Origin of the sequence: Paenibacillus oralis (assembly GCF_003863965.1) — a bacterium.
GTDB classification, from domain to species: domain Bacteria; phylum Bacillota; class Bacilli; order Paenibacillales; family Paenibacillaceae; genus Fontibacillus; species Fontibacillus oralis.
In genome coordinates this window covers 3,013,578-3,035,019 of sequence record NZ_RRCN01000001.1, presented here as the reverse complement: position 1 = coordinate 3,035,019, position 21,442 = coordinate 3,013,578, and the positions used below count along the sequence as shown (strand labels likewise).

Here is a 21,442-nt window from a genome sequence, read left to right as displayed (position 1 = left end):
AAGAGAGGATGTGTTCGGCTTGAAAAGAAAATGGTTTAGTTTATCGAAAATCTCAATTGCGTTGTTGGCAACAGTTATGTTGCTGGCTGCCTGCGGGTCCGCAGGGGAGCAACCAGCGCCGTCGGCCGATCCGGCACAGGCCGCGTCCGGCACTGCGGAATCGGCGGTGGGCGGGAAAAGTGCAGACCCGTCGCCGGATAGCGCGGAAACCGTGGTGTTCACCGATTCGGCGGGACGAGAGGTGGAAATTCCGAAACATATCGAACGGATCGCCCCTTCGGGATCGCTGGCGCAAATCGTGCTTTTCTCCCTGGCCCCGGATAAGCTCGTGGGCTTGTCCGGCAAATGGAGCGACGAAGCCGGCGCTTATCTCGACGACAAGTATTTGCAGCTGCCCGTATTCGGCCAATTTTACGGTTCCGGCGATTTGAACATGGAGGCGCTGGCCGCCGCCAAGCCGCAGCTGATCATCGATATCGGCGAGAAAAAGGACGGCATCGCGGAAGATCTCGACGCCCTTCAGGAACAGCTTGGCATTCCGGTCATTTTCGTGGAGGCAACGCTTAAAACGATGGCCGGCAGCTACAACACGCTGGGCGAGGTGCTCGGCATGCCGGATGAAGCCAAAGTCCTGGCGGATTATTGCGACGAGGTATATACCAACACCGTGGAAACGATGGAAAAGATCGGCGATCATAAAGTGAAAGTGCTGTATAGTTTAGGGGACACCGGTACCAATATCATCGCCAAGGGTTCTTTTCACGCGGAAATTCTCGATCTGCTCGGGGACAATGTGGCCATCCTGGACAACCCGTCTAGCAAAGGCAGCGGCAATGAGGTTTCGCTGGAACAAATTGTCCAATGGGATCCCGATGTGATTTTCTTCGCTCCGCAGAGCATTTACGGCAGCGTGGCCTCCGACGGCACGTGGAAGCAAATGAAAGCGATTCGTGACGGCAATTACTTTGAGGTGCCCGGAGCGCCGTACAGCTGGATGGGTTCTCCACCTTCCGTTAACCGCTATATCGGGATGATTTGGCTATCCCAAACGCTGTATCCGGATGTTTTCAATTACGATCTCCGGGCCGAAGTGAACCGTTTCTACAAGCTGTTCTACCACAGCGGGGATTTGACGGATGAGCAGTACAAAACGTTGACGCAAAATGCGATAAAATCCTAATGCCATGAAACGGCTTGCTAGGCACGCCTTACAAGAAAAAAAGCAAGAGCACGAAACTAAATGCTCTTGCTTTTTTTAATTATATCTTATTGTTTAAATAAGACTCACATGATAAAGAAAGTAACAAAATTATTCATAAAGATAGGCGCCGTTTGTTTCGATTACTTTTTTATACCAATCGTACGATTTTTTCTTGTAACGATTTAACGTTCCGCTTCCATCGCTTTGTCTATCCACGTATACAAAGCCGTAACGCTTATCTATTTCTGCTGAAGCGGCGCTAACTAAATCGATAATTCCCCAAGAAGCGTAACCAAAAACATCCACACCATCCTTTAAAGCACGATCAACCTGTTTTAGATGCTCTCGAGTAAAGTCAATGCGGTAATCATCGTTAATGACCGGATTCCCTTGATCATCGTACTCAACCTGATCATGATGTCCCATCCCGTTCTCCGCAACAAACAGGGGCAGCTCGTATTGCTTATAGTAATAGTGGAGGACATAATATAATCCTTGCGGGTCAATCGGATAATCGTATTCGCTATAGTTCACATACGGGTTGCGCAGTCCCCGCAAAATATTGCCTGCCGATGTTTGGTATTGGCTTTCATCCTTAGCTACGGTTTTACTATTGTAATAACTGAATGAAATAAAGTCGACGGTATGTTTCAAAATGGCTTGATCTTCTTCTGTTATATCCAATTGTACTCCGTGCTCTGCATAAAGCCGTTTTGAGAAATACGGATATTCCCCCTTGCAATGCACATGGACAAAATAGTCTAACTCCTGTTGCTGATGCAACGCTTCAATCACATCATCCGGATTACATGTCATTGGGTATTTGGCCGATGCAGCGACCATGCAGCCCACTTTAAGCGTAGAATCGTATTCATGAGCAATTCGGGTCACCTTGGCACTCGCCACTAATTGATGATGCGCAATTTGGTAGCGTTCAGCCATCGAGATCTGGCTTTTGTCGGTTAACACCCCTGCCGAGAGTAATGGTGACAGCAGGGTTACGTTTATTTCATTAAAAGTCAACCAATACTTGACACGATCACCGAAATGTTCGAAACAAGTTTTGGCGAATTTGGCAAAAAGGTCAATTAACTCGCGACTACGCCAGCCATCATATTTCCGAGCCAAGTATAAGGGTGTTTCGTAGTGTGAAAGTGTAACCATGGGTGTAATCCCCTTTGTCACTAACTCATTGATCACATTATTGTAAAACTCCAACCCTTTTTCATTTGGCTGATCTTCCTCACCGGTAGGATAAATCCTGGACCAAGCTATCGAAAATCGCAGCACTCTTGCATTCATTCCGGCAAGCAGCTGAATATCCTCTTTATACCTATGGTAAAAGTCGTTCCCCACTAACTTTAGGTTATAGGGCTCCGGTTGTTGAGTTAGAGGGCCTCGTACACCGTTAGGCATCAAATCCTGAATAGAGAGACCCTTACCATCTTCATTATAAGCGCCTTCACATTGATTGGCGGCAATGGCACCACCAAAGAGAAATTCATTCGTAAATGTCATAGTTTTAAAACTCCTATTTGATTGTAGTTAGTATAATATTGTCTAATCCTACATTCGACTTATCGCTTTCAATAACATCAAGGTATTCACCCGTATTGGTAATAATGATTGGTGTAACACACTCATATCCCGCTTGTTTAATTTCGCTTAAATTAAACCTGATGAGTTCCTGTCCTTTTTGAATGGGTTCATTCACCGAAACAAGCGATTCAAAATATTTACCTTTTAGTTTTACTGTATCAATACCGACATGAATCAATAATTCAACACCCTCATTTGAACGTAAACTAATCGCGTGTTTGGTTTTGAACAGAACTTCGACTTTGCCGTCAAACGGGGCATAGACAACGCCTTCGGTTGGTTCAATGGCGATTCCTTTGCCCATTGCCATTGTTGCAAAAGCATCATCGTTCACATCCCGAAGCGCAACAAGGCTGCCTTTGATCGGCGCATACACTTCGCTTTGATTGCGGTCCAATTCAATATGGGTCTGTTCTGGTTTTTCCTCCTGAGCCGGCGTGATTTCTTTATCTTTATAGAACAGATAAGAGAACACAAAGCCTAAAACCATGGCAATACCAACTGCAATACCTGCATGGATAAACGAGGAATCCGGACCGATATAAATCGGTAAGCTAAACACGGTAGAGGTACCTGCAGAGTAAGCCTTCACCCCCATAATTCCCATATAAAATCCGGCAATTCCTCCTGCAAGCATTGTCGCATATAACGGGCTCTTCTGCTTTAAAGTTACCCCGTACAGAGCAGGCTCCGTGATCCCGCATAAAGCTGTTGCGGCGCAGGAAGAAGCCAAAGCGGCGGTATCTTTATTTTTGGATTTCGTAGACACGGCGAAGACAGCGGCGGCCTGTGACATATTACTAACAAGTGCTCCCGGCGAATAAATGGTGGTATAGCCAACCGTCGCGCGTTGCACGGCTTGTGCCGCCCCAACACTATAATGCATACCTGTCATGACCAACAATGGGTTTAAGGCGCCAACTAAAGTAGGAACAACCCAACTGGCTTTGTCGTTCAAGAAATTAAAGAATGCGGCAACATACCCCCCTACAAAAGCTCCGATGGGTCCCAGGGCCAATAGTCCCACTGGCGCCACGATTAGAATCGTAATGATGGGTACCAAAAATGTTTTTACAGCCTTTGGAGAAATGTTCTTGGCAAATTTTTCGATATATGATTGGAAATAGACGATTAAAATAATTGGAATAACGCTTGAAGTATAGGTTGCCATATGCATTGGAATTCCAAACAAAGCAACCGCATCCCCTGAGCTTTTTAGCCCTACAAGTGTCGGGTGAACCAGCATCCCCGCAAAAATAAGAGCCAGGAACAGATTGGTCTTAAACTTTTTGGCGGCCGAAACAGCTAAGAAAAATGGCATGTAATAAAAGGGAATGTCCGAAATCATGAATAAGATCGAATAGGTTTGTGATTCCGTTGATACCCAATGGAATGTTGTTGCTAAGGATAGAATAGCCTTTAGCATCCCTGCGCCGGCCAATGCGCCAATAATCGGCACAAAAATACCCGCAATCGTATCAAAGAAAGCACTAATAATTCCCTTTTTTTCCTCAGGCGATTCTCCAAAATCACCGTCGAGCTTGCCTACCTCACATACGGCATGATAGACCTCCTCCACATGGGTGCCAATAACGACTTGGAACTGACCCCCTTTATTTACACAACTGACAACGCCGTCAATATTTTTTACCTTATCTTTATCGACAATTGAATCGTCCTTTAATTGAAACCTAAGGCGCGTGATGCAATGTGTTAATGAAGCTACATTTTCTCTGCCTCCAATTTGTGCAAGAATGTCTTTTGCCAATTGTTCGTACTTCATATTCTTCCTCCTCATAAAAAAATACCTAAACGACGGCATGGACAATCGTCTATGCACATCATTCAGGTATTGCCTGATTTCTCAGTAACAAGCCTATTCCGCTATTGATTTTTCTCTTAACGTCAAGCGATTAATATGCAGCATCAAATATAAAATTTCCTCATCAGTAATCGCCACATTAAGTTTATTTTCAAGATATACACAAATTTTTTTTACACAACGGTAAGTATCGGTATACTTTTTACATACCTGCTCGAATAATTCATTCTCGATTGCATTCCTGGTTCCGTGCACGTGATGGATCCTTTGTAACAGGTAACGCATATGGATAATGAACCGGCTAAAGCTAAACGTTGTTTCATCGATTTCCATTTTAAAATGAAATTTAATAATATTCAGGATGTCTTGAATAACTACTGCATCAATCATTGGAGTCTTTTCGCCCGAACCATTTTGCTGGCCATTTACAAAATGCATGGCGATAAACCCGGCTTCATCTTCACTTAAGCGAACATGTTCTTCTTTTTCAATAATATCAAGTGAAGTTAAAGCAGCCTGAAATTCCTTAGTATAAAATTTCTTGATTTCCCAAATTAATGCATTTTTCAGGTTGTCATTTTGTGAGAAACGTTGTAATGCATATGAGATATGATCCAATAAACCAATAAATACGGAATCATTAAAGGTTACACCTAAATCGTCTTCTGCTTGAGCAATGATTTTTCGGGTAACCTCTACATACTCTGCAGAAGCAAATTTCATTGCCTTTTCAAATACTTGCTTTTTAGTCGATGTCTCCAGAACGAATACTTTTTCAATCTTATTGGGATCAAGCAAGTCGTTCACTTTTGAATTAAAACCGACCCCCTTACCAAGGACCATCTTTTCTTCATGATTTGCATCTTGGACAAGGACCACACTATTGTTAAAAATTCTAATAATCTTCATACCTCATACTCACCTCCCAACAAAAAAAACCCAGACTCAAAGATATATTATAAAAATACATCTAAAGTCTAGGTATTGCCTTCAAACTGAAGTAACAAGCCTAAAAATAGTTTATTTAGATTCACAATCCTAAATATGTTTATATTATATGCGCTTTCATTTTTGGAGTCAATACAAAGATTCAACAATCCCTGAACCCCGGATTCGGAAGTTAATCCATGTCGTAAATCGTGCCGACCTTCAGCCCGTATAACTCGTTGTAGATTTTTTCCGCGTAGGCGTCGGTCATCCCGGCAATATAATCGATGATCATGTGCTCCCAGGTCCAGATCGGCTTGGCCTTCGCCTGGTCGCGGTCGAACCGGCGCAGCCAGTCGCCGGGGATAATCGATTTCGATGTCTGCGGATCGACGAAGGCGTCCCACAGCCGCTTGATGATCCAGGCGCTGCGCTTCTGGAGACGCTGCACCCGCAGATCGCGGATCATCGTCACCCAGGCGAAGCTTTTCAGCACGCTCACCGTACGCAGCATGTCCTCGTCTTCCCGGCCCTCTTTGACGAACGTCACCTTTTTCCAGCTGTCCCCATCGATGACCCCAAGGCTGCCCACAAACAAGCTGACCCAATAGGCCTTGACCTCCCTGCGTGTCCGGGAATAATCGTGATCGCAGATCGGCATCTTCGTATTCCAGACCGTCAGAAACGAGCTGAGCACTTCCTTTACCTTGATCAAAATGTTGTTCGGCGTCCAACCTGCCCAGAAAAAGTCGTCAAGGGTCATGATTTTTTCGACGATCAGCCGCTCGATATGCGAATCTTTCAAAAAATGCTCGTGCACTTCGATTTTGCCGGCCTTGATGCCGTCCTCCAAATCGTGAGCCGAATAGGCGATGTCGTCGCACAAGTCCATCAGCTGCGCTTCAAACGTCTTTTTGCCTTCGGGAATCGCCCAGCGGTCCCGGATGAAGGAAATGTATTCCCATTCATGAAGGTACAGGCCTTTTTTGTTCATGGTGCCGGGGTAAGGGTACTTGTTCGTGCCAAGAAGAACGGCGTCGGATAAATTCAGGCCGTCGATATTTTCCCGTTTCTCCAAAAACATCATCAGCCGGAAATTGTGCGCATTGCCTTCAAAATGCTCATATTTCCGCCGCATCGCCTCCCGCGTATGCTTTTCCTCTTCGGGAGCGGCGTTCCGGCCCTCCAGCGCCTGCTTCACCTTATCCTCCACCAGCTTCTCCAAAATGCCGTCCAGCACCTCCTCCCCCTTATGGCCAAACGGCGGATGTCCAAAATCGTGGCAAATCGCGGCGCACTCCACCACCTCGGGATCGATGATCAGCCCCGGATGCTCCGCCTTATCCGCCGCCACCTCCGGGTAGGACCGCAGCAGCGCGCGCGCCGCTTCCCGGGCGATCTGCGCCACCTCCAGCGAATGCGTCAGCCGCGTACGGTAATAATCGCCGGTGCCCGCGCCGAACACCTGGGATTTGCCCTGAAGCCGGCGGAAGGTCGGGGAATGGATCAGCCGCGAATAATCGCGTTCAAATGTCGCGCGGTGGGTTTCTTGTCCGATATTGTCCGGGTACTGCCGGTGTTCTCTTAACTCCTGGATGTTCATATTCTCGCACTCCTTAAGTCTCTTTTTCGCTTGATGTTATTGTAGCCGCGGAAGTACGGAACTTAAAGTCCATTCGTAAATAATTTGTGCTTAGGCGTCAAAAAAAGGCCGCTCCCCGGCCGTTTCCGCCAGCAAATACACATAGTCGAGCGATTGCTTAAAATCCAGCTTCTCCTTCGTAATCGTATATTTGCGGTCGTCCAACAGGGCGAAAATTTCGATTTGATCCGGCGCTTGGCCAAAAGCACTGTTCCAAAATACGTTGGCCATGTGCGTAAAAGCCCGCACCAGCTCCGGGTGATCCTCCACCAGAAACTTTTGTACGGTAACCCACGGTTTCTGGTCCTTTTGCCGCTGCCAGACAGCTTGAAAAATGACGGACAGATGCAAATCGAGCTCGGCGACAGGTGTGTCCCATTTTTCGTAGAGAGCGATGGGATGCTCGTATATCTCTGGCTCCGAGATTCGGACCAGTTGCCCTATGATGTCGTTGTAAACCTTCCAATAATGCAGCGGGTCGGGAAAAACGTCCCTGTTCCGCGGCCAACGCCGGTTGAGGAGCACCTGAATCGGGGTATGCAGGCGAACCTCGGGATCCAGTGAAAAATAGTCGTTGATCGCATAACTTACGGCGTATTGAACGCGATGCTGCCAGGTTAATTTGGGGCATTCGGGACAACCCGGCGCCTTTTGCGACCGCAGCCACTCCTCCAGCTCATAATCCAACACGCAGCGGGCCATGGCTTAGGTAACGGCGCTCAGGCTTTTGGCGAAATTGGCGCCAAATTCCCGGCACAATGCCTTCTCCTCTTGACTTGGACCATACTCCACCTTCAGGCTCTCCTGAGGGATAACCGCGCCCCATTCCTTCAGCTTCTCCTCCAGCAAGTCCACGGCTCCGCAGTAAAGCCGATAGCTCGTATCGCCGCTGCCAAATACCGCTGCCGTGCTCCCCCGAAGGTCCAATTCCTCCATTTCATCCACAAAATCCTCAAACTCATCCGGCAGTTCTCCGTCTCCCCATGTATATGCCCCCAGCATATAGCCGTCATATTCCAGCAAACGCACGGCGTTGCAGTCCTCTACCATTTTCAAGTCCGCGACGGCTCCGGTGCTGCGAACGCCTTCGGCGATCAGCTCGGCCATCTCCTCCGTATTGCCCGTTAAGCTGGCATAAACGATAATGATTTTGCTCATGCCCATCCTCCCTAATTCTTATGGTTTGATATTACGAAGTATAATTGATAATGATTATCATTGTCAATAAGTGGTGATCTATTGCTGCGGCCCTTTACATTGACCGTTAACAGGATAACAAGTAGCATTGGTAGAAGCATTATTCATGTTGCCGTTACCACTTCTAAAGAAATGAGGAATTCATTTGGAGATCGAAGTCTACACTTTAAATGCTTTTGCAGTAGATGAGGGTGGCGGTAATCCCGCGGGCGTCGTCTTGAACGCGGATCCCCTCTCCGAAGCCGACATGCAGGAAATCGCCAGAATCGTCGGTTTATCGGAAACCGCTTTTCTTGCAAAAACAGCGGGCGCCGATTTTAAAATCCGCTACTTCACGCCGAATAGCGAAGTCGATTTATGCGGACATGCGACGGTAGCCGCTTTTTATCTGTTGTGGACCCAAGGGAAGGTTGGTTTGGGAAGCTATTCCTTGGATACCAAAGCCGGAATTCTGGAGGTAACGCTGCAGGAAAACGGCGAGGTATTTTTAACCCAGGCTTTGCCGCGTTTTTTCGAACATGTGGACCGGAATTTGATCGCCGGCTCCTTGCGGATCGGCACCGGCGAGCTGGATGAGGAATTACCTGTGCAAATTGTGTCGACCGGACTTCGCGACATTTTGGTTCCGATCAAAAGCCGGCGCTTATTGAAACGAATTGCTCCCGATTATGCCCGAATTTCCGAAATCAGCCGCAGTCATCAAGTCGTCGGCTTCCATCTCTTTGCTCTAGACGCAGCGAAGGGGGTTCAAGCGGAATGCCGAAATTTTGCCCCGCTGTACGACATACCGGAAGAAAGCGCAACCGGCACCTCCAATGGAGCGCTGGCATGTTACTTGTATAAGAACGGAAAGCTTCCGGACAATTTGGCAGAGGATTTGATTTTTAAACAAGGTTATACGATGAACCGCCCCTCGGAGATCAAAGCTAAATTGACCGTCAATGCGAATCGGGAAATCGAAAAAATTCAAGTGGGCGGTACGGCGGCAAACATCGAACTCAAAAAAATAAATATCTAAAGCTGACCTGCACCATCCGCTAACTTATATCAACTCGATCTCATTCCCGAGACCGAGTTTTATTTCATTCCCGGGAACCTTTGGACGATACCCGAATTTTACTATGATAAAAAGCGACCGAGACATGAGACTGGTTCGAACCTCTCGCCCGGCTTAGCCGTGTTTAAATTCAGTTTAAAAATCCGTACTACGATAACTGCGAAAAGAACTAAGGAATGGAGAGAAATTTGGAAATGACATTGGTGAAAAACAACAGAAGCCTCGTCCTGCTTGGCCTGCTCATCGGTTTGATTTTCGCTGAGCTGGACGAAACCGTCGTCTCAACGGCGATGCCGACCATTATCCGCGAGCTGCACGGGCTGTCGCTCTACGGGTGGGTGGCCGGCGTGTACATGCTTGCGGTCACGCTGTTTATGCCCATTCTCGGCAAATTGGCCGATTTATACGGGCGCAAGCGCGTCTATCTCAGCTGCATGGGACTGTTCATTCTCGGATCGATCGTCAGCGGGATCGCCCCTTCGATGGCCGTGCTGCTGCTGGGCCGCGGCATTCAGGGCATCGGCGCCGGCGGGCTGATGCCGATCGCGCTCGTCATTATCGGCGATGCTTACCCGCTGGAGCAGCGGGCCAAAATCCAGAGCCTGATCGGGCCGATGATGATCCTGCCCCAACTGCTCGGTCCGACGGTCGGCGGGTATTTGGTGGGGCACGTCAACTGGCACTGGGTATTTTTGATTAACATTCCCGTCGGTTTGCTCGCGGCTGTAGTGCTTTCCATCGGCATGCGCGAATCCCGGGGAACCGAAAGCAAAAAAATCGATTGGGCGGGCGCAGTCACGCTCGTACTTGCCCTGCTGTCCCTGCTGCTCGCTCCGGTGCTGATCGACAACCAAGGGTTGTCGTGGTCGTCGCCGATCATTATCGGCCTGCTCGTGTTGTCCGGGCTGTTGATCGCGCTGCTCGTCCGCATCGAATCAAGGGTGAAGGAACCGATCATACCGCTGCATTTGTTCCGGAATCGCAATATCGTCGTTTTATCGCTGATCGTCTTTATTTTGATGCTCGGCGTGATGGGCGGAACCTCGGCATTCCCGTTTTTTGCGCAAAATGTGATGGGACTGACCCCGACGGCGGCCGGCTACCTCATGATGGCCTTTATGGCGGGCGCGGTCCCTTCCAGTATCGTGAACGGGTTCCTGATCACCAAGGTGCCTTACCGTTCCTTGTTTATCGTCTGCTTCACGCTGCCGATCGTCGGGTTTTTCCTGCTGTCGCGAATCGGGATTGACACCACTGTGCTGTACGTGGTCGTCACGTTTTTCATTCTCGGTTTGGGGCTCGGCGCATTGTTTGGCGGCGACAATCTGATCGTGCAGGAATCGGTCGATAAGGAGCACAGCGGCGTGGCCCTCGGGACGGTGCAGCTGTTCCAATCGCTTGGGGCCACGATCGGCCTTAGCGTATTCGGCAGCCTGCTCGCCCGCCATATCTCGGACGGGGTTTCCGTGCTGGCCGACCAGCTCCCGGCGGGCACGGCCAGCCATATCGCCACCGGCGGAATTCCCCAGGGACTAAATCCCGAGCTGCTGGTTAAAGTGCAGACGGTGTTTGCCGGCGCTTTTCAAAACATTTTTACGATTTCGCTCGGGTTTGTCATCGCCGCCTTCTTTATCTGCTGGTTTCTGAAAAAAGAAGTGCTGGCGAAAAAAGAGCCGGAATCCGCCGCCCCTGCAGCAGAGCCGGCTTTGGAGGCACGGCCTTAAACGGAGAAGCCTGCAACGAAGCATTGATGCAGGTGCGATATAGGTACGAGATAGGTGCGATTCGAAGGTGGTAATGTAAGTGGTAATGTGAGAAGTAATGTGAGAGGTAATGTGAGGGGCAAAGTGGGCGCGATGCAGGTGCGATTGTGAGTGCGATGTGAGCTGCGAAGTCCCACGAAATGCAAAAGTGCATGCGATTTTCGTCGAAACTCCCCGAAAAGGGTGGATCAAATGCAAAAGTGCAGTCCATTTTGGCCCCAAAAACAATTTTTTCTAAAACGGGCTCGAATCAACTGCACTTTTGCATGCGAATGGCCTTGGAAAGGGGAATCTGCGGAAAATCAAATGCACTTTTGCAGTTGATTCGCTTAGGAAGCAAGGCTTGGCAAACAAACTAGTAGACGATTCTGGAAATAACGTTAACATGATGGAAGTAAAGATTTGAGAAAACGGCAAAATTAGTCTACTGAAAATCTCGGGTGACAACATAAAGGAAAAAAAGGGCGCTATTTCAGCGACATCCCCTATGTTGCGTGAAATAGCGGAATTTTATGGCGCTATTTTCACGATTTAGTGGCAAAAGGCTGCCTTTCGACCTGTTCATCGAAAAATAAGACCCAAAAGTTCCCTTATGGTGATGAATAGGCTCAAATTCGGAAAATAAGACCCTAAAGTTCCTCTATTTCATGGAGACGATACTGAGCACAAGACTACTAATATAAAACAAAGTGATTCATGGCCCCCGTCCGCAGATAAGCCATATTATTTCCGGATCATTCTACTCGGCTGCCTGGTCGGACTTGTTTAACCCGCTTGTCCGGCTAGTTGCTCCGGCCTGTTTGGCCCTGCTTGTCCGGCCTGCTACACCTGCTTCCGGCTCGCTGGGCGATTCCGCCCTGTTTGCTCCGCCAGCCGTGGCCTACTCGGCCCCCCCTCGCCCTTGCTAGACCTGGCCGCCGGTCCAGTTTGCAAAACCTGCTCGGTCCAGCCTGTTAAACCTCTCCGCTCCGGCTTGCGATGCCGTGCATCAGCAGGTCTAACGTCATCTCGACTTCCTTTTCCTCGTCGAAGGGGAAGTCCGGTACGATGAACACATGGGTGATGATCATGCCGATCACGACGCTGGCCCCCGTCCGCATGATCCGCCAGGGCGGAGCTTCAACAAGCTGGCCTTTTTCCTGAAAGTGAAGAATGATCTTCTCAATCCGCTTGACCACGTAATCCGTCACCAGACTTTTGATCTGTTCCAGCAGCTCCGGCTGAAAAGGCACCTCGTGAATCAAAATCTTGATAATCTTCGTATTTTCACGGGCAAATTTGAGTCTGTCCTTGGCGAGCGCGCGGAAAAATTCATCAGCACGGTCATAAGGCATATCGATCATTTTGATGAAATCCCGCAGCAGAAACGGAGCGACCAGTTTGACCGCGATCGGCCCGGCGATGGACAGGAGAAGATCCTTTTTTGTCTTATAGTGCTTGAAAATGGTTCCTTCCGCCACGCCGGCCTTTCGCGCAATTTCACTGGTTGAGGTAGCGGCAAACCCTTTTTCGGAAAATATTTCGATCGCCGCCTCCAAAATCCGGGCCTGCTTTTCCGTCTTGGTTTCTGCGGTTTCCTCGCTTAATCGGATAAGATCCTCCAGCCACTGCTCTTTCTCTTCCGACATAGAGGCCCTCCCCTTTCTTGTCACGTACGAATCGTTCGTCCTAATCAGAGTACTATATTTTCCGATGCTTCCGCAATGCAAGCACATTGCCCGCCATGAAGATCAGGGACAATCCGGCCAGCACATAAACATCCAGGGCGATGGCGCTCCAGCCTTCCCCGCGCAGCATAACGTTCCGCAGCGCATCCGCGCCGTATTTGAGCGGCGTAATGTGGGCGATCCAGCGGAGCCATGGCGACATAGTGTCAAGATCAAACAAGCCGGAGAAAAACACCTGCGGCACGATCACGATCGGAATGAATTGGATCATCTGAAATTCCGAGTTGGCAAAGGCGGACAGCAGCGTGCCGAAGCTGAGCGCGGCAAGGGACAGCAGCAGCATAATGAGCAGCACGTACCAAAACGAGCCCGCCATCATGCTTCCCAGCACGCCTATCGTAAATCCGGCGATCAGCAGCGCCTGCAGGCTGGTAAAAATGCCGAATCCGGCCATGTAACCGGCGACGATCTCCCAGCGCCGCAGCGGCGTCGCAAGCAGCCGTTCCAAAGTGCCGCTCGTGCGCTCCCGCAAAAACGACACCCCCGCGATCAGGAACACGAAGAAAAAAGCAAACAAGCCGATCAATACCGGACTGAAGCTGTCAAACGAGGACATATCCGCCCCGCCGTGCAAATATTCGAAGACAGGGTTCGGACTCGGGCTCTGTCCCTGTAACTGGGGCTGTCCCTGCGCCTGGGTTTGTGCCTGTGCCTGAGTTTGTGACTGTCCTTGCATCTGAGCTTGCGCCTGTGCCGGGGCCGCCGCCCCTCCCGCCTGCCGCTGCATCGTCTGCTGGATGAGCAGCATGACGGCCCGGTTTTTGGAAGGGGCGCTGCCTTCCAGTTTGATGCTGGGAGCGCCGTCTTTAATCCGGACAATCGCATCAATGTCCTGGTGCGCCAAGGCGGCCTCCGCTTCGTCTTCCGTTTTGTAAACCGTCACCTCTGCATCAGCGCTGCTCAGACTTTCCGTCAATGCGGCCGGCAGCTGCAGCGCGCCGATTTTCGGCCGGTATGCATCCCCGTTGAATACGAGATACATCAGGAACAACACCAGTATCGGGGCAACGATCAATAAAGCGAGGGAACGCTTGTCGTGAAGAAATTGGCGAATGATGCGAATCATCAAGGCGCGGATTCTCATGCGCGAACACCTCCATAGTATAGAAAAGCTTCCTCAATCGAGGCACTGCCGGTTTCCAGCTTGAGCGCTTCCGGCGTCCCGACGGCGATCAGGCTGCCGTCACGGATCATGCCCAGCCGATGGCATTTGTCGGCTTCGTCCATCACATGAGTCGTAACGAGAATCGTCGTCCCTTGCCGGCTAAGGTTGTCGAATTCGTCCCAAATCGATTTGCGCAGCACCGGGTCAATCCCGACAGTAGGCTCATCGAGAATCAGCACCTCGGGTTCGTGCAGCAGCGCGATCGCCAGCGACAAGCGGCGTTTCATCCCGCCGGAGTACGCGCCGACCGGGCGCTTTACATGCTCGGTCAAGTTGACGAGCGCCATCACCTCGTCAATGCGCCGTTTCATTTTGGCGCCCCGCAGCCCAAACAGCGCGCCGAAAAACTCCAGGTTTTCCTTGGCCGTGAGCTCCGCATACATCGCATCGGATTGCGCCATGTAGCCAATATGATTCATCATCTTAAGCTTCGGCATCCGCGTGCCCAACACGTCAATTTCCCCGCTTGTGGCTTCGTCGATGCCGGCGATCATTTTCACGAAAGTGGTTTTGCCCGAGCCCGACGGGCCCAGCAAACCGAAAATCTCACTGCGCCGCACATCCAGACTGATGCCGTGCAGTACCTCTTTGTCATTGAATTTACGGCAGACGTTCCGAGTTTGGATGCAAATATCCCTCTCTTGCTTAGCCATTAGCCTCACTCCTCCAAGGGGCTAGATTTTATAGTGAGTAATCACTCACCTCGATGGTTTAAATATATCTCTTCCCGCACCCCACAGTCAAGTGAGTAATCACTCACCAAATAATACTAAATGATCAACCAGACAGCTTATTGCACAAAAAAAACGGCCCGGCGCACAATCGCGCCGCAGCCGTTTTTTTCAAAAAAGAGATACTTACTTCGTCATCTCCGACACTTCCAGCGTTACCGGGCAATGGTCGCTGCCCATAATGTGGCAGTCGATGCCGGCGCCGGCCAAATGCGGCTCCAGCCGTGAAGATGCCAGGAAATAGTCGATCCGCCAGCCGATGTTGCGCTCGCGTACCTTCGGCATGTACGACCACCAGCTGTACACCCCTTCGCGGTCGGGATAAAAATAACGGAACGTGTCCGTAAATCCCGCCGCCAGCAGGTCGGTCATTTTGCCGCGTTCTTCGGGGGTAAAGCCGGAGTTGCCTTCGTTCGACTTCGCGTTTTTGATGTCGATTTCCTTATGAGCCACGTTCATATCGCCGCAGACGATAACCGGCTTGACCGCGTCAAGCTGCTTCAGGTATGCGCGGAACCGATCCTCCCACTCCACCCGATAGTCAAGGCGAGAGAGATCCCTTTTGGCGTTCGGCGTATAAACGGTAACCAGATAAAACGTATCGAACTCCAAAGTAATGATCCGCCCCTCCGGCTCAGAGTCCTCCTCCATGCCGTAACGCACCGACAGCGGCTTAATCCGCGTGAACACGGCGGTGCCGGAGTACCCTTTTTTCTCCGCATAATTCCAGTACTGCTCATAGCCCTCGCCAAGATCAAGCTCGATTTGCCCTTCCTGCAGCTTCGTTTCCTGAAGGCAGAAAATATCCGCGCCCGCCTCGTTAAAATAGTCCATAAACCCTTTATTCACGCAGGCTCTTAAACCGTTGACGTTCCACGATACAAGTTTCATATCCAGCTCCTTGATGTATAAACTGCTAGAACTCTATTAAACTTCCTATCTTCAGTGTACCATTAACCGTTCAAAAACGCCTTTCCTTTCTTGACCACTTGAGCGTCATAGAGGCCCACCGTCGTGCTGACGATATAGGCTGGCGGCTGCTGGCCTTTGCTGTTCCGGTGCCCCTGAATATGCGCGTCGCTTTTCTCCCAGTTTTTCCAGGCCTCCTGCGACTCCCAGCGGATGACGACCACCACCTCTTCATGCTCTTCCTGGCTTTTTCGGTTGATCATAACGCTGATATCGACCAGGCCGTCCATTTGGTCCATCGGCCCTTCCTTGCTGAAGCGCTCCACCACTTTTTCGCTGTTTCCTTTTTCAACGACTATCGTTCTTGTCATCACGAACAAATTAACCGCCTCCTTCTATATTGGAAAATCTATCAAATTGCCCCGACTTAATGATAATGATTCTCAATTAATATACCATGTTCCGCTCCAGTTCACAAACGCTGCAATATTCTCCATTGTCAAAATGGATTCCTATGCTATCATAGTAAATATGCAAAGATTCAGAGATATAAATATTTAAAAATTAAGGAGTTTATTTCGATGGACGTGAACCTGCAGCAGTTTAAAGCCGAATTTTTCAAAGCTCTCGCCCATCCGATGCGAATCCGTATTTTGGAGGTGCTGAGCGAAGGCGAACGGAACGTCAATGAATTGCAAACGATCCTCGGTTCGGAAGGATCCGCCGTGTCACAGCAATTAGCCGTGTTGCGCGCCAAAAATCTGGTCAACACGGTCAAGGAAGGGACGACGGTGATTTATTCGCTGCGCGATCCGCTGATTAAGGATTTACTTGCGGTCGCCCGGCAAATTTTCGATAACCATTTGGTGGAATCGATCTCCTTGCTGAAAGGAATCCGCAAACAATAATACGGCCCCATGCAAGTTTCCCCGCCGGGCTGCGGGGGATCTTTTTTGTGTCCGGGAATGCGCGGGTTTGGGGCAGCAGAAAGATAATCAGAAAAAGAAGGGTTATAGGATGAAGTGGACAGGACGTTTTAAAAATTACGGGATGGCAGCTTTGCGCAAAGATTTGATCTCGGGGTGCATCGTCGGCATTGTGGCAATCCCGCTGGGCATGGCGTTTGCCATCGCTTCGGGAGTGAAGCCGGAATACGGCCTTTACACCACGATTGTGGCGGGGATTCTAATCTCCCTGCTCGGAGGCTCCCGGTTTCAAATCGGCGGACCGACGGGAGCGTTTATCCCGATTTTGCTGGCGATTGTCATGCAATACGGGTACGAAAACCTGCTGATCGCCGGCTTTCTCGCCGGCATTTTTCTCGTGTTGATGGGGCTGCTTCGGCTTGGAGCGCTGATCAAATTCATTCCGCGGCCGGTGACGATCGGGTTTACGGCCGGCATCGCGGTGACGATTTTTAGCGGACAAATCGGGAATTTCCTCGGTCTTCGCGGGGTGGAGCGGCATGAATATTTCTATGAAAATATGAAAGAGATCGTTCTGCGGCTGCACACCTTAAATATCTACAGCGTGCTGACGGCCGGCATCTGCCTCGCCGCCCTGCTGCTTACGCCCAAGTATTTACCGAAAGTGCCGGGCTCGCTCGTCGGCATCATCGTATCCACGCTGGCGGCGGCCTGGCTGTTCCCCGGCAAGGTGACGACGATCGGCTCCGCCTACGGCGCCATTCCCGGCGGTTTGCCGGGCCTTCACCCGATATCGCTCACCTGGGACAGCATCCGGCCGATGCTGCAGCCGGCCTTGATCATCGCCCTGCTCGGCAGCATCGAATCGCTGCTCTCGGCCGTGGTCGCCGACGGCATGACCGGCACCCGCCACAACAGCAATCGCGAGCTGATCGGGCAGGGCATCGCCAACATCGCCGCGCCGCTGTTCGGCGGCATTCCGGCAACGGGGGCGATCGCGCGCACGGCGACGAACATCAAAAACGGGGCGGTTTCCCCTTTTTCCGGGGTCATTCACGGCGTGGTCGTCCTGCTGATCGTCGCCTTGTTCGCCCCTTACGCCTCCAACATTCCACTCGCCAGCATGGCGCCGATCCTGATGCTGGTGGCGTGGAATATGAGCGAGCGCAAAGCTTTTGCCCATATGCTCAAAACGCGGACCGGAGACTCCCTCGTCCTGCTCGTCACCTTCTTGCTGACGGTGTTCACGACGCTGACGACGGCCGTCGAGGTCGGCCTGATCCTCGCGGTCGTACTGTTCGTCAAAAGAATGAGCGAGCTGCTGACCGTGGACAAAGTGCTGCCCGATCCTGCCTCCGCCAACGCAAAGGTCAAAGCGCATGTGGTAACGGAGGATCACGACTGCCCGCAGGTGTCCATATTTACCGTGGACGGGCCGTTGTTTTTTGGCGCATCGCAGGCGTTTGACCGGTTCGCTTCGCAAATCGAAGGCGGTCTGCAGCGGGTTGTTCTGATTCGGATGGGCAAGGTGCCGTTTATGGATACGACCGGCGAAGCCAACTTCTCAAGCTTGGTCAAACAGCTTCACGATGCGGAAATCACGGTGCTCGTCTCCGGCCTGCGTTCCCAGCCGCGCAAGCTGCTGGCCAAAACCGGATGTTTGTACAGGATTGGTGAAGAGCACTTTTTTGAAAACACCGGGGATGCGCTGAATTACGCGCTTGGCCAAATCAACAACGACAAGTGCCGCGGTTGCAAACATTACGCTTTCCGGGAATGCGCTGGGCTATGCGGGGCGGCGGAAGGCGCGGGGTCCCAGGCCATGCCGCCGGCCGCTTCGCGGCACGTACTTCCGGAACGGTCGGGAGCGCTTGTCCGGGAAGGCAAGGCTACGGTTTAGGCAGGCTGTTTGTCCGCTCCGCGCCGGAATACTAACGCGTAAGCACGACTTCGTCCAGCTTGTTGCCGTCCGCGTCATAAGCTTCGTAGCTGAGCGAACGCTCGCTGACGGTGATTCCGGCGAACATCTGTTTATCATTTTGAAAATGAACCGCATGATAAAATTTATCCTTCTTCAGCTCATTAAATTTGGGGCCGGCGGTGTTGGTCACGACATACACGGTCCCTTCCCCTGCGGGGACGATTTCTCCGCTCCGCAAAGGATAGGACCTGGAGTATTCGTGGTTATGTCCTTGCAGCACCAAATCCACGCCATATTCATCGAAGACCTTGATCCAATCCTCCGCTTTTTCGTACTGGTTGCCGCCGTAGGCCGGCCGGTGCATCGCCACAATCGTCCACGGCTTGCCGTTCTTTTGCAAATCGTCCCGCAGCCAATCCGTCTGCCGTTTCAAATTCGACTCCGTGTCGAGCATCACAAAATGAGCGTAGCCATAATCAAACGAATACGTCGTCCCTGGAGCCGATCCTTTTGCCCCGTTATCCGGCAAATTAAAGTGGGAGGTAAAACGCTCCGCTTCTCCTGCCATTTCATCGTGATTACCCGTCACCGGCAGCAGCGGAACCCGGCTCAGCCACTGGCCGGCTTGGCCAAAAAAGGCATCCCACCCTTGCTCATTCTCCGGTTCTTCCGTTAAATCCCCGTTATGTACAATAAAACGGACATCCTGGAAAACCGCAAAAGCTTTGTCCAGCGTCCGCCCCCACAGCTTGAAATCCGCTGCGGTCACGCCCTGCGAATCCGCTACGTTAATAAACGAAAACGTCTCCGCCTCCGCAGCCTCCGTGACAAATCCGGCCGGTTCGCTCCAGCCCCCGTTTTTCCCGCTGCCTAGCCGGTACACATAGGCCGTCCCGGGGATGAGGCCAGTCGCCTCCGCTTTATGAACGCCTTGCCGCTTTCCGTTCCCGATGGCAATCTCCGCCGATTCCGCCGCAAAGGTGAGGATCCGGTCCCCTTCCCAGGAATCGGGCGGCTGCGCCCCCTCGGCAACCTGTACAACGCCCTGTAATCCAGGGACTTCGGTGTACCAGGTAAACGCCAGGGAATTGCGCGCATCCCCCTTGAACGTCAGGGCGACCGATTTCGGCTGCACGGCCTGATGCCGCTCTATTTTTTGCAAACCGAAAATTGCCGCCGCCAGCAGTAAACCCACGATAACAAACCACACCATATCTCTACGACCTCTCATGCAAATGACTCCTTCCGATTCCCCTAAAGATAAAGCCCCCCTTCACCGCTGTCAATAGCGGAATTTCCTGAATTTAACATTTATTAACGCTGTGTAAAAACATTCAGTTGATTTTCAGGTTTCCTTAAGTCAATTATCAGCCAGCGCTGGTAGGATAAGTCAAGTAACAAGCGTCACATGAAAACGAGGTGCAGTTTATGAAGCAAAAGCTGAAATTCCGCCACGAACTAAAATTCCTGATCAACCGCCACCAATATTTTGTGATTCGCCAAAGGTTAAAGGGCTTGGCGCAGCATGACGAGCATGCGGGCCAAAGCGGGGAATACCATATCCGCAGCCTTTATTTTGACGATATCGACAATTCGGCGCTTCACGAGAAATTGGGCGGCGTCCACGGCCGGCGCAAATACCGGATCCGCATCTACAATGGCCGGGACAACCTGATTCATTTCGAGAAAAAAATCAAGCAAGGCGACTACATCGCCAAGGTGAAAGAGCCTTTAACCCGGGAGATGTACGACGAGATCATGGCGGGACGGATCGAGACGCTCCGGGTTCCCGATAAACCGCTGTTGATGGAGCTGTATCATGAAATGAAGGATCGTCTCCTCGCCCCCAAGGTGATCGTCGATTACGTGCGCGAACCGTTCGTCTGCCGTAACGGCAACGTGCGGATCACGTTTGACAAGGAACTCAGGACAGGCCTGAGCGCCGTTGATGTTTTTGACGCGAACCTGCGAGCCATTCCGGCGATCGACGACAACTTGATCATCCTCGAGGTGAAATACGACGAGTACATTCCGGAATATCTCCGGGCGGCCCTGCAGCTGGAAGGGCTGCGTCAGCAGTCGGCGTCCAAGTACGTCATTTGCCGCAAATATTCGAAAACTAACGCATGGGAGGATTATTGATTTATGAATACGACAAACAATACGGATACAACCAATTTTAGCGACATCATTAAAAATTCGATTTTGGACAACTTTGCTTCGGACATCAGCATCTCCAAAATCATCATTACGCTGGGCGTTTCATTCCTGATCGGCTTGTTCATTTACATTTTGTACAGGCGGGTATTCAGCGGGGTGCTGTACTCGAAAAGCTTTAACGTCTCGCTCATCGGCATGACGATGGTGACCGCGATGGTGATCATCGCCGTCAACTCCAACCTGGTGCTGTCTCTCGGGATGGTCGGCGCGCTGTCGATCGTTCGTTTCAGAACCCCGATCAAGGACCCGACCGATCTGATTTTCCTGTTCTGGGCCGCTGCGGCCGGGATCGTCGCCGGGGCGGGCTTTTACACGCTGGCCGCGCTCGGTTCGGCGATCGTCGGCTTAATCCTGTTCCTGTTTATCAAGAGCAGTTCGCTGGAAACACCGTATTTGCTGGTCGTCAATTGCGAAAACGACGAAAGCGAGCAACTCCTTCATACACAGATGGGCGATCTGGTGAAGCGGTACAATGTGAAGCAAAAAACCGTGACTCCCGGCAACATCGAAATGACGCTGGAGGTGCGTCTGCGCGACCAGGAAGGGAAGTTCGTCAACCGGATTTCCGAGCTTGGCGGGGTCAAAAATGCCGTCTTAATCAGCTATAACGGCGACTACGTGGCGTAGGCGGAAAG

The 21,442-nt window shown here is 51.1% G+C and carries 19 protein-coding genes; 7 read left to right on the top strand and 12 right to left on the bottom strand.

All coding sequences use genetic code 11. The annotated features are described in order from the left end of the window. Nucleotides 1-19 precede the first annotated feature (19 nt). Entirely contained in the window at nt 20-1,180 is a 1,161-nt protein-coding gene (locus EHV15_RS13785; protein WP_128631716.1) for an ABC transporter substrate-binding protein, read from the top strand. Nucleotides 1,181-1,309: 129 nt separating this feature from the next. On the opposite strand, the gene EHV15_RS13780 is transcribed toward EHV15_RS13785, so the two are convergent. The 6 genes from EHV15_RS13780 to EHV15_RS13755 form a co-directional block, all read right to left on the bottom strand. Continuing rightward, nucleotides 1,310-2,719 carry a glycoside hydrolase family 1 protein gene (locus EHV15_RS13780; RefSeq protein ID WP_128631715.1) on the bottom strand — a complete coding sequence of 470 codons (1,410 nt, stop codon included), beginning with the start codon at nt 2,717-2,719 and terminating at the stop codon, nt 1,310-1,312. Between the two features lie 13 nt (nt 2,720-2,732). Further along, nucleotides 2,733-4,583 carry a beta-glucoside-specific PTS transporter subunit IIABC gene (locus EHV15_RS13775; RefSeq protein WP_178075845.1) on the bottom strand — a complete coding sequence of 617 codons (1,851 nt, stop codon included), beginning with the start codon at nt 4,581-4,583 and terminating at the stop codon, nt 2,733-2,735. A gap of 93 nt (nt 4,584-4,676) precedes the next feature. Further along, nucleotides 4,677-5,531 carry a PRD domain-containing protein gene (locus tag EHV15_RS13770; RefSeq protein WP_128631713.1) on the bottom strand — a complete coding sequence of 285 codons (855 nt, stop codon included), beginning with the start codon at nt 5,529-5,531 and terminating at the stop codon, nt 4,677-4,679. Nucleotides 5,532-5,742: 211 nt separating this feature from the next. After that, nucleotides 5,743-7,152: a deoxyguanosinetriphosphate triphosphohydrolase family protein gene (locus tag EHV15_RS13765; protein ID WP_128631712.1), complete on the bottom strand. Its 1,410-nt coding sequence runs from the start codon at nt 7,150-7,152 to the stop codon at nt 5,743-5,745. A gap of 90 nt (nt 7,153-7,242) precedes the next feature. After that, complete coding sequence (locus tag EHV15_RS13760) at nt 7,243-7,881, bottom strand: hypothetical protein (protein ID WP_128631711.1); 639 nt, start codon at nt 7,879-7,881, stop codon at nt 7,243-7,245. A 15-nt stretch (nt 7,882-7,896) separates the two neighbouring features. Further along, nucleotides 7,897-8,349: a flavodoxin gene (locus EHV15_RS13755; RefSeq protein ID WP_128631710.1), complete on the bottom strand. Its 453-nt coding sequence runs from the start codon at nt 8,347-8,349 to the stop codon at nt 7,897-7,899. Nucleotides 8,350-8,533: 184 nt separating this feature from the next. Here EHV15_RS13755 and EHV15_RS13750 point away from each other — a divergent pair, with 184 nt between their 5' ends. Both EHV15_RS13750 and EHV15_RS13745 read left to right on the top strand, forming a co-directional pair. Next, nucleotides 8,534-9,406 (top strand): PhzF family phenazine biosynthesis protein, encoded by an 873-nt coding sequence (locus tag EHV15_RS13750; RefSeq protein ID WP_128631709.1) that lies wholly within the window; start codon nt 8,534-8,536, stop codon nt 9,404-9,406. A 233-nt stretch (nt 9,407-9,639) separates the two neighbouring features. Further along, entirely contained in the window at nt 9,640-11,169 is a 1,530-nt protein-coding gene (locus EHV15_RS13745) for an MFS transporter (protein WP_128631708.1), read from the top strand. Between the two features lie 992 nt (nt 11,170-12,161). Here the strand turns inward: EHV15_RS13745 and EHV15_RS13740 are convergent. The 5 genes from EHV15_RS13740 to EHV15_RS13720 all read right to left on the bottom strand — a co-directional run bounded on the left by EHV15_RS13740 (nt 12,162) and on the right by EHV15_RS13720 (nt 16,120). After that, a complete protein-coding gene (locus EHV15_RS13740) occupies nt 12,162-12,836 on the bottom strand; it encodes a TetR/AcrR family transcriptional regulator (RefSeq protein ID WP_128631707.1) in 675 nt (224 codons plus the stop codon). 52 nt (nt 12,837-12,888) lie between these two features. Further along, complete coding sequence (locus EHV15_RS13735; RefSeq protein WP_128631706.1) at nt 12,889-14,019, bottom strand: ABC transporter permease; 1,131 nt, start codon at nt 14,017-14,019, stop codon at nt 12,889-12,891. Then, nucleotides 14,016-14,753 carry an ABC transporter ATP-binding protein gene (locus EHV15_RS13730; protein ID WP_128631705.1) on the bottom strand — a complete coding sequence of 246 codons (738 nt, stop codon included), beginning with the start codon at nt 14,751-14,753 and terminating at the stop codon, nt 14,016-14,018. Before EHV15_RS13730 ends, EHV15_RS13735 begins: the two co-directional genes overlap by 4 nt. A gap of 204 nt (nt 14,754-14,957) precedes the next feature. Beyond that, nucleotides 14,958-15,722, bottom strand: a complete 765-nt coding sequence (locus EHV15_RS13725; protein ID WP_128631704.1) for an exodeoxyribonuclease III — start codon at nt 15,720-15,722, stop codon at nt 14,958-14,960. 62 nt (nt 15,723-15,784) lie between these two features. Further along, the gene (locus tag EHV15_RS13720; RefSeq protein WP_128631703.1) at nt 15,785-16,120 is read right to left on the bottom strand and encodes an antibiotic biosynthesis monooxygenase; all 336 of its coding nucleotides are present in this window, start codon (nt 16,118-16,120) and stop codon (nt 15,785-15,787) included. Between the two features lie 201 nt (nt 16,121-16,321). Here EHV15_RS13720 and EHV15_RS13715 point away from each other — a divergent pair, with 201 nt between their 5' ends. Both EHV15_RS13715 and EHV15_RS13710 read left to right on the top strand, forming a co-directional pair. Next, nucleotides 16,322-16,648, top strand: coding sequence for an ArsR/SmtB family transcription factor (locus EHV15_RS13715; protein WP_036625940.1), 327 nt, complete (start codon nt 16,322-16,324; stop codon nt 16,646-16,648). Between the two features lie 109 nt (nt 16,649-16,757). Beyond that, the gene (locus tag EHV15_RS13710) at nt 16,758-18,566 is read left to right on the top strand and encodes a SulP family inorganic anion transporter (RefSeq protein ID WP_128631702.1); all 1,809 of its coding nucleotides are present in this window, start codon (nt 16,758-16,760) and stop codon (nt 18,564-18,566) included. A gap of 31 nt (nt 18,567-18,597) precedes the next feature. On the opposite strand, the gene EHV15_RS13705 is transcribed toward EHV15_RS13710, so the two are convergent. Beyond that, the gene (locus tag EHV15_RS13705) at nt 18,598-19,818 is read right to left on the bottom strand and encodes a purple acid phosphatase family protein (protein WP_128631701.1); all 1,221 of its coding nucleotides are present in this window, start codon (nt 19,816-19,818) and stop codon (nt 18,598-18,600) included. 197 nt (nt 19,819-20,015) lie between these two features. On the opposite strand from EHV15_RS13705, the gene EHV15_RS13700 reads away from it, so the two are divergent. Together EHV15_RS13700 and EHV15_RS13695 are read left to right on the top strand one after the other, a co-directional pair. Next, complete coding sequence (locus EHV15_RS13700) at nt 20,016-20,729, top strand: polyphosphate polymerase domain-containing protein (RefSeq protein ID WP_128631700.1); 714 nt, start codon at nt 20,016-20,018, stop codon at nt 20,727-20,729. 3 nt (nt 20,730-20,732) lie between these two features. Beyond that, nucleotides 20,733-21,434 carry a DUF4956 domain-containing protein gene (locus EHV15_RS13695; protein ID WP_128631699.1) on the top strand — a complete coding sequence of 234 codons (702 nt, stop codon included), beginning with the start codon at nt 20,733-20,735 and terminating at the stop codon, nt 21,432-21,434. Nucleotides 21,435-21,442: the final 8 nt, after the last annotated feature.

Coding starts and splice junctions, on each gene's coding strand:
- EHV15_RS13775 (WP_178075845.1), bottom strand. CDS start 4,583: ATGAAGTACGAACAATTGGCAAAAGACATTCTTGCACAAATTGGAGGC.
- EHV15_RS13730 (WP_128631705.1), bottom strand. CDS start 14,753: ATGGCTAAGCAAGAGAGGGATATTTGCATCCAAACTCGGAACGTCTGC.
- EHV15_RS13770 (WP_128631713.1), bottom strand. CDS start 5,531: ATGAAGATTATTAGAATTTTTAACAATAGTGTGGTCCTTGTCCAAGAT.
- EHV15_RS13755 (WP_128631710.1), bottom strand. CDS start 8,349: ATGAGCAAAATCATTATCGTTTATGCCAGCTTAACGGGCAATACGGAG.
- EHV15_RS13700 (WP_128631700.1), top strand. CDS start 20,016: ATGAAGCAAAAGCTGAAATTCCGCCACGAACTAAAATTCCTGATCAAC.
- EHV15_RS13735 (WP_128631706.1), bottom strand. CDS start 14,019: ATGAGAATCCGCGCCTTGATGATTCGCATCATTCGCCAATTTCTTCAC.
- EHV15_RS13695 (WP_128631699.1), top strand. CDS start 20,733: ATGAATACGACAAACAATACGGATACAACCAATTTTAGCGACATCATT.
- EHV15_RS13740 (WP_128631707.1), bottom strand. CDS start 12,836: ATGTCGGAAGAGAAAGAGCAGTGGCTGGAGGATCTTATCCGATTAAGC.
- EHV15_RS13710 (WP_128631702.1), top strand. CDS start 16,758: ATGAAGTGGACAGGACGTTTTAAAAATTACGGGATGGCAGCTTTGCGC.
- EHV15_RS13780 (WP_128631715.1), bottom strand. CDS start 2,719: ATGACATTTACGAATGAATTTCTCTTTGGTGGTGCCATTGCCGCCAAT.
- EHV15_RS13765 (WP_128631712.1), bottom strand. CDS start 7,152: ATGAACATCCAGGAGTTAAGAGAACACCGGCAGTACCCGGACAATATC.
- EHV15_RS13745 (WP_128631708.1), top strand. CDS start 9,640: ATGACATTGGTGAAAAACAACAGAAGCCTCGTCCTGCTTGGCCTGCTC.
- EHV15_RS13715 (WP_036625940.1), top strand. CDS start 16,322: ATGGACGTGAACCTGCAGCAGTTTAAAGCCGAATTTTTCAAAGCTCTC.
- EHV15_RS13705 (WP_128631701.1), bottom strand. CDS start 19,818: ATGAGAGGTCGTAGAGATATGGTGTGGTTTGTTATCGTGGGTTTACTG.
- EHV15_RS13725 (WP_128631704.1), bottom strand. CDS start 15,722: ATGAAACTTGTATCGTGGAACGTCAACGGTTTAAGAGCCTGCGTGAAT.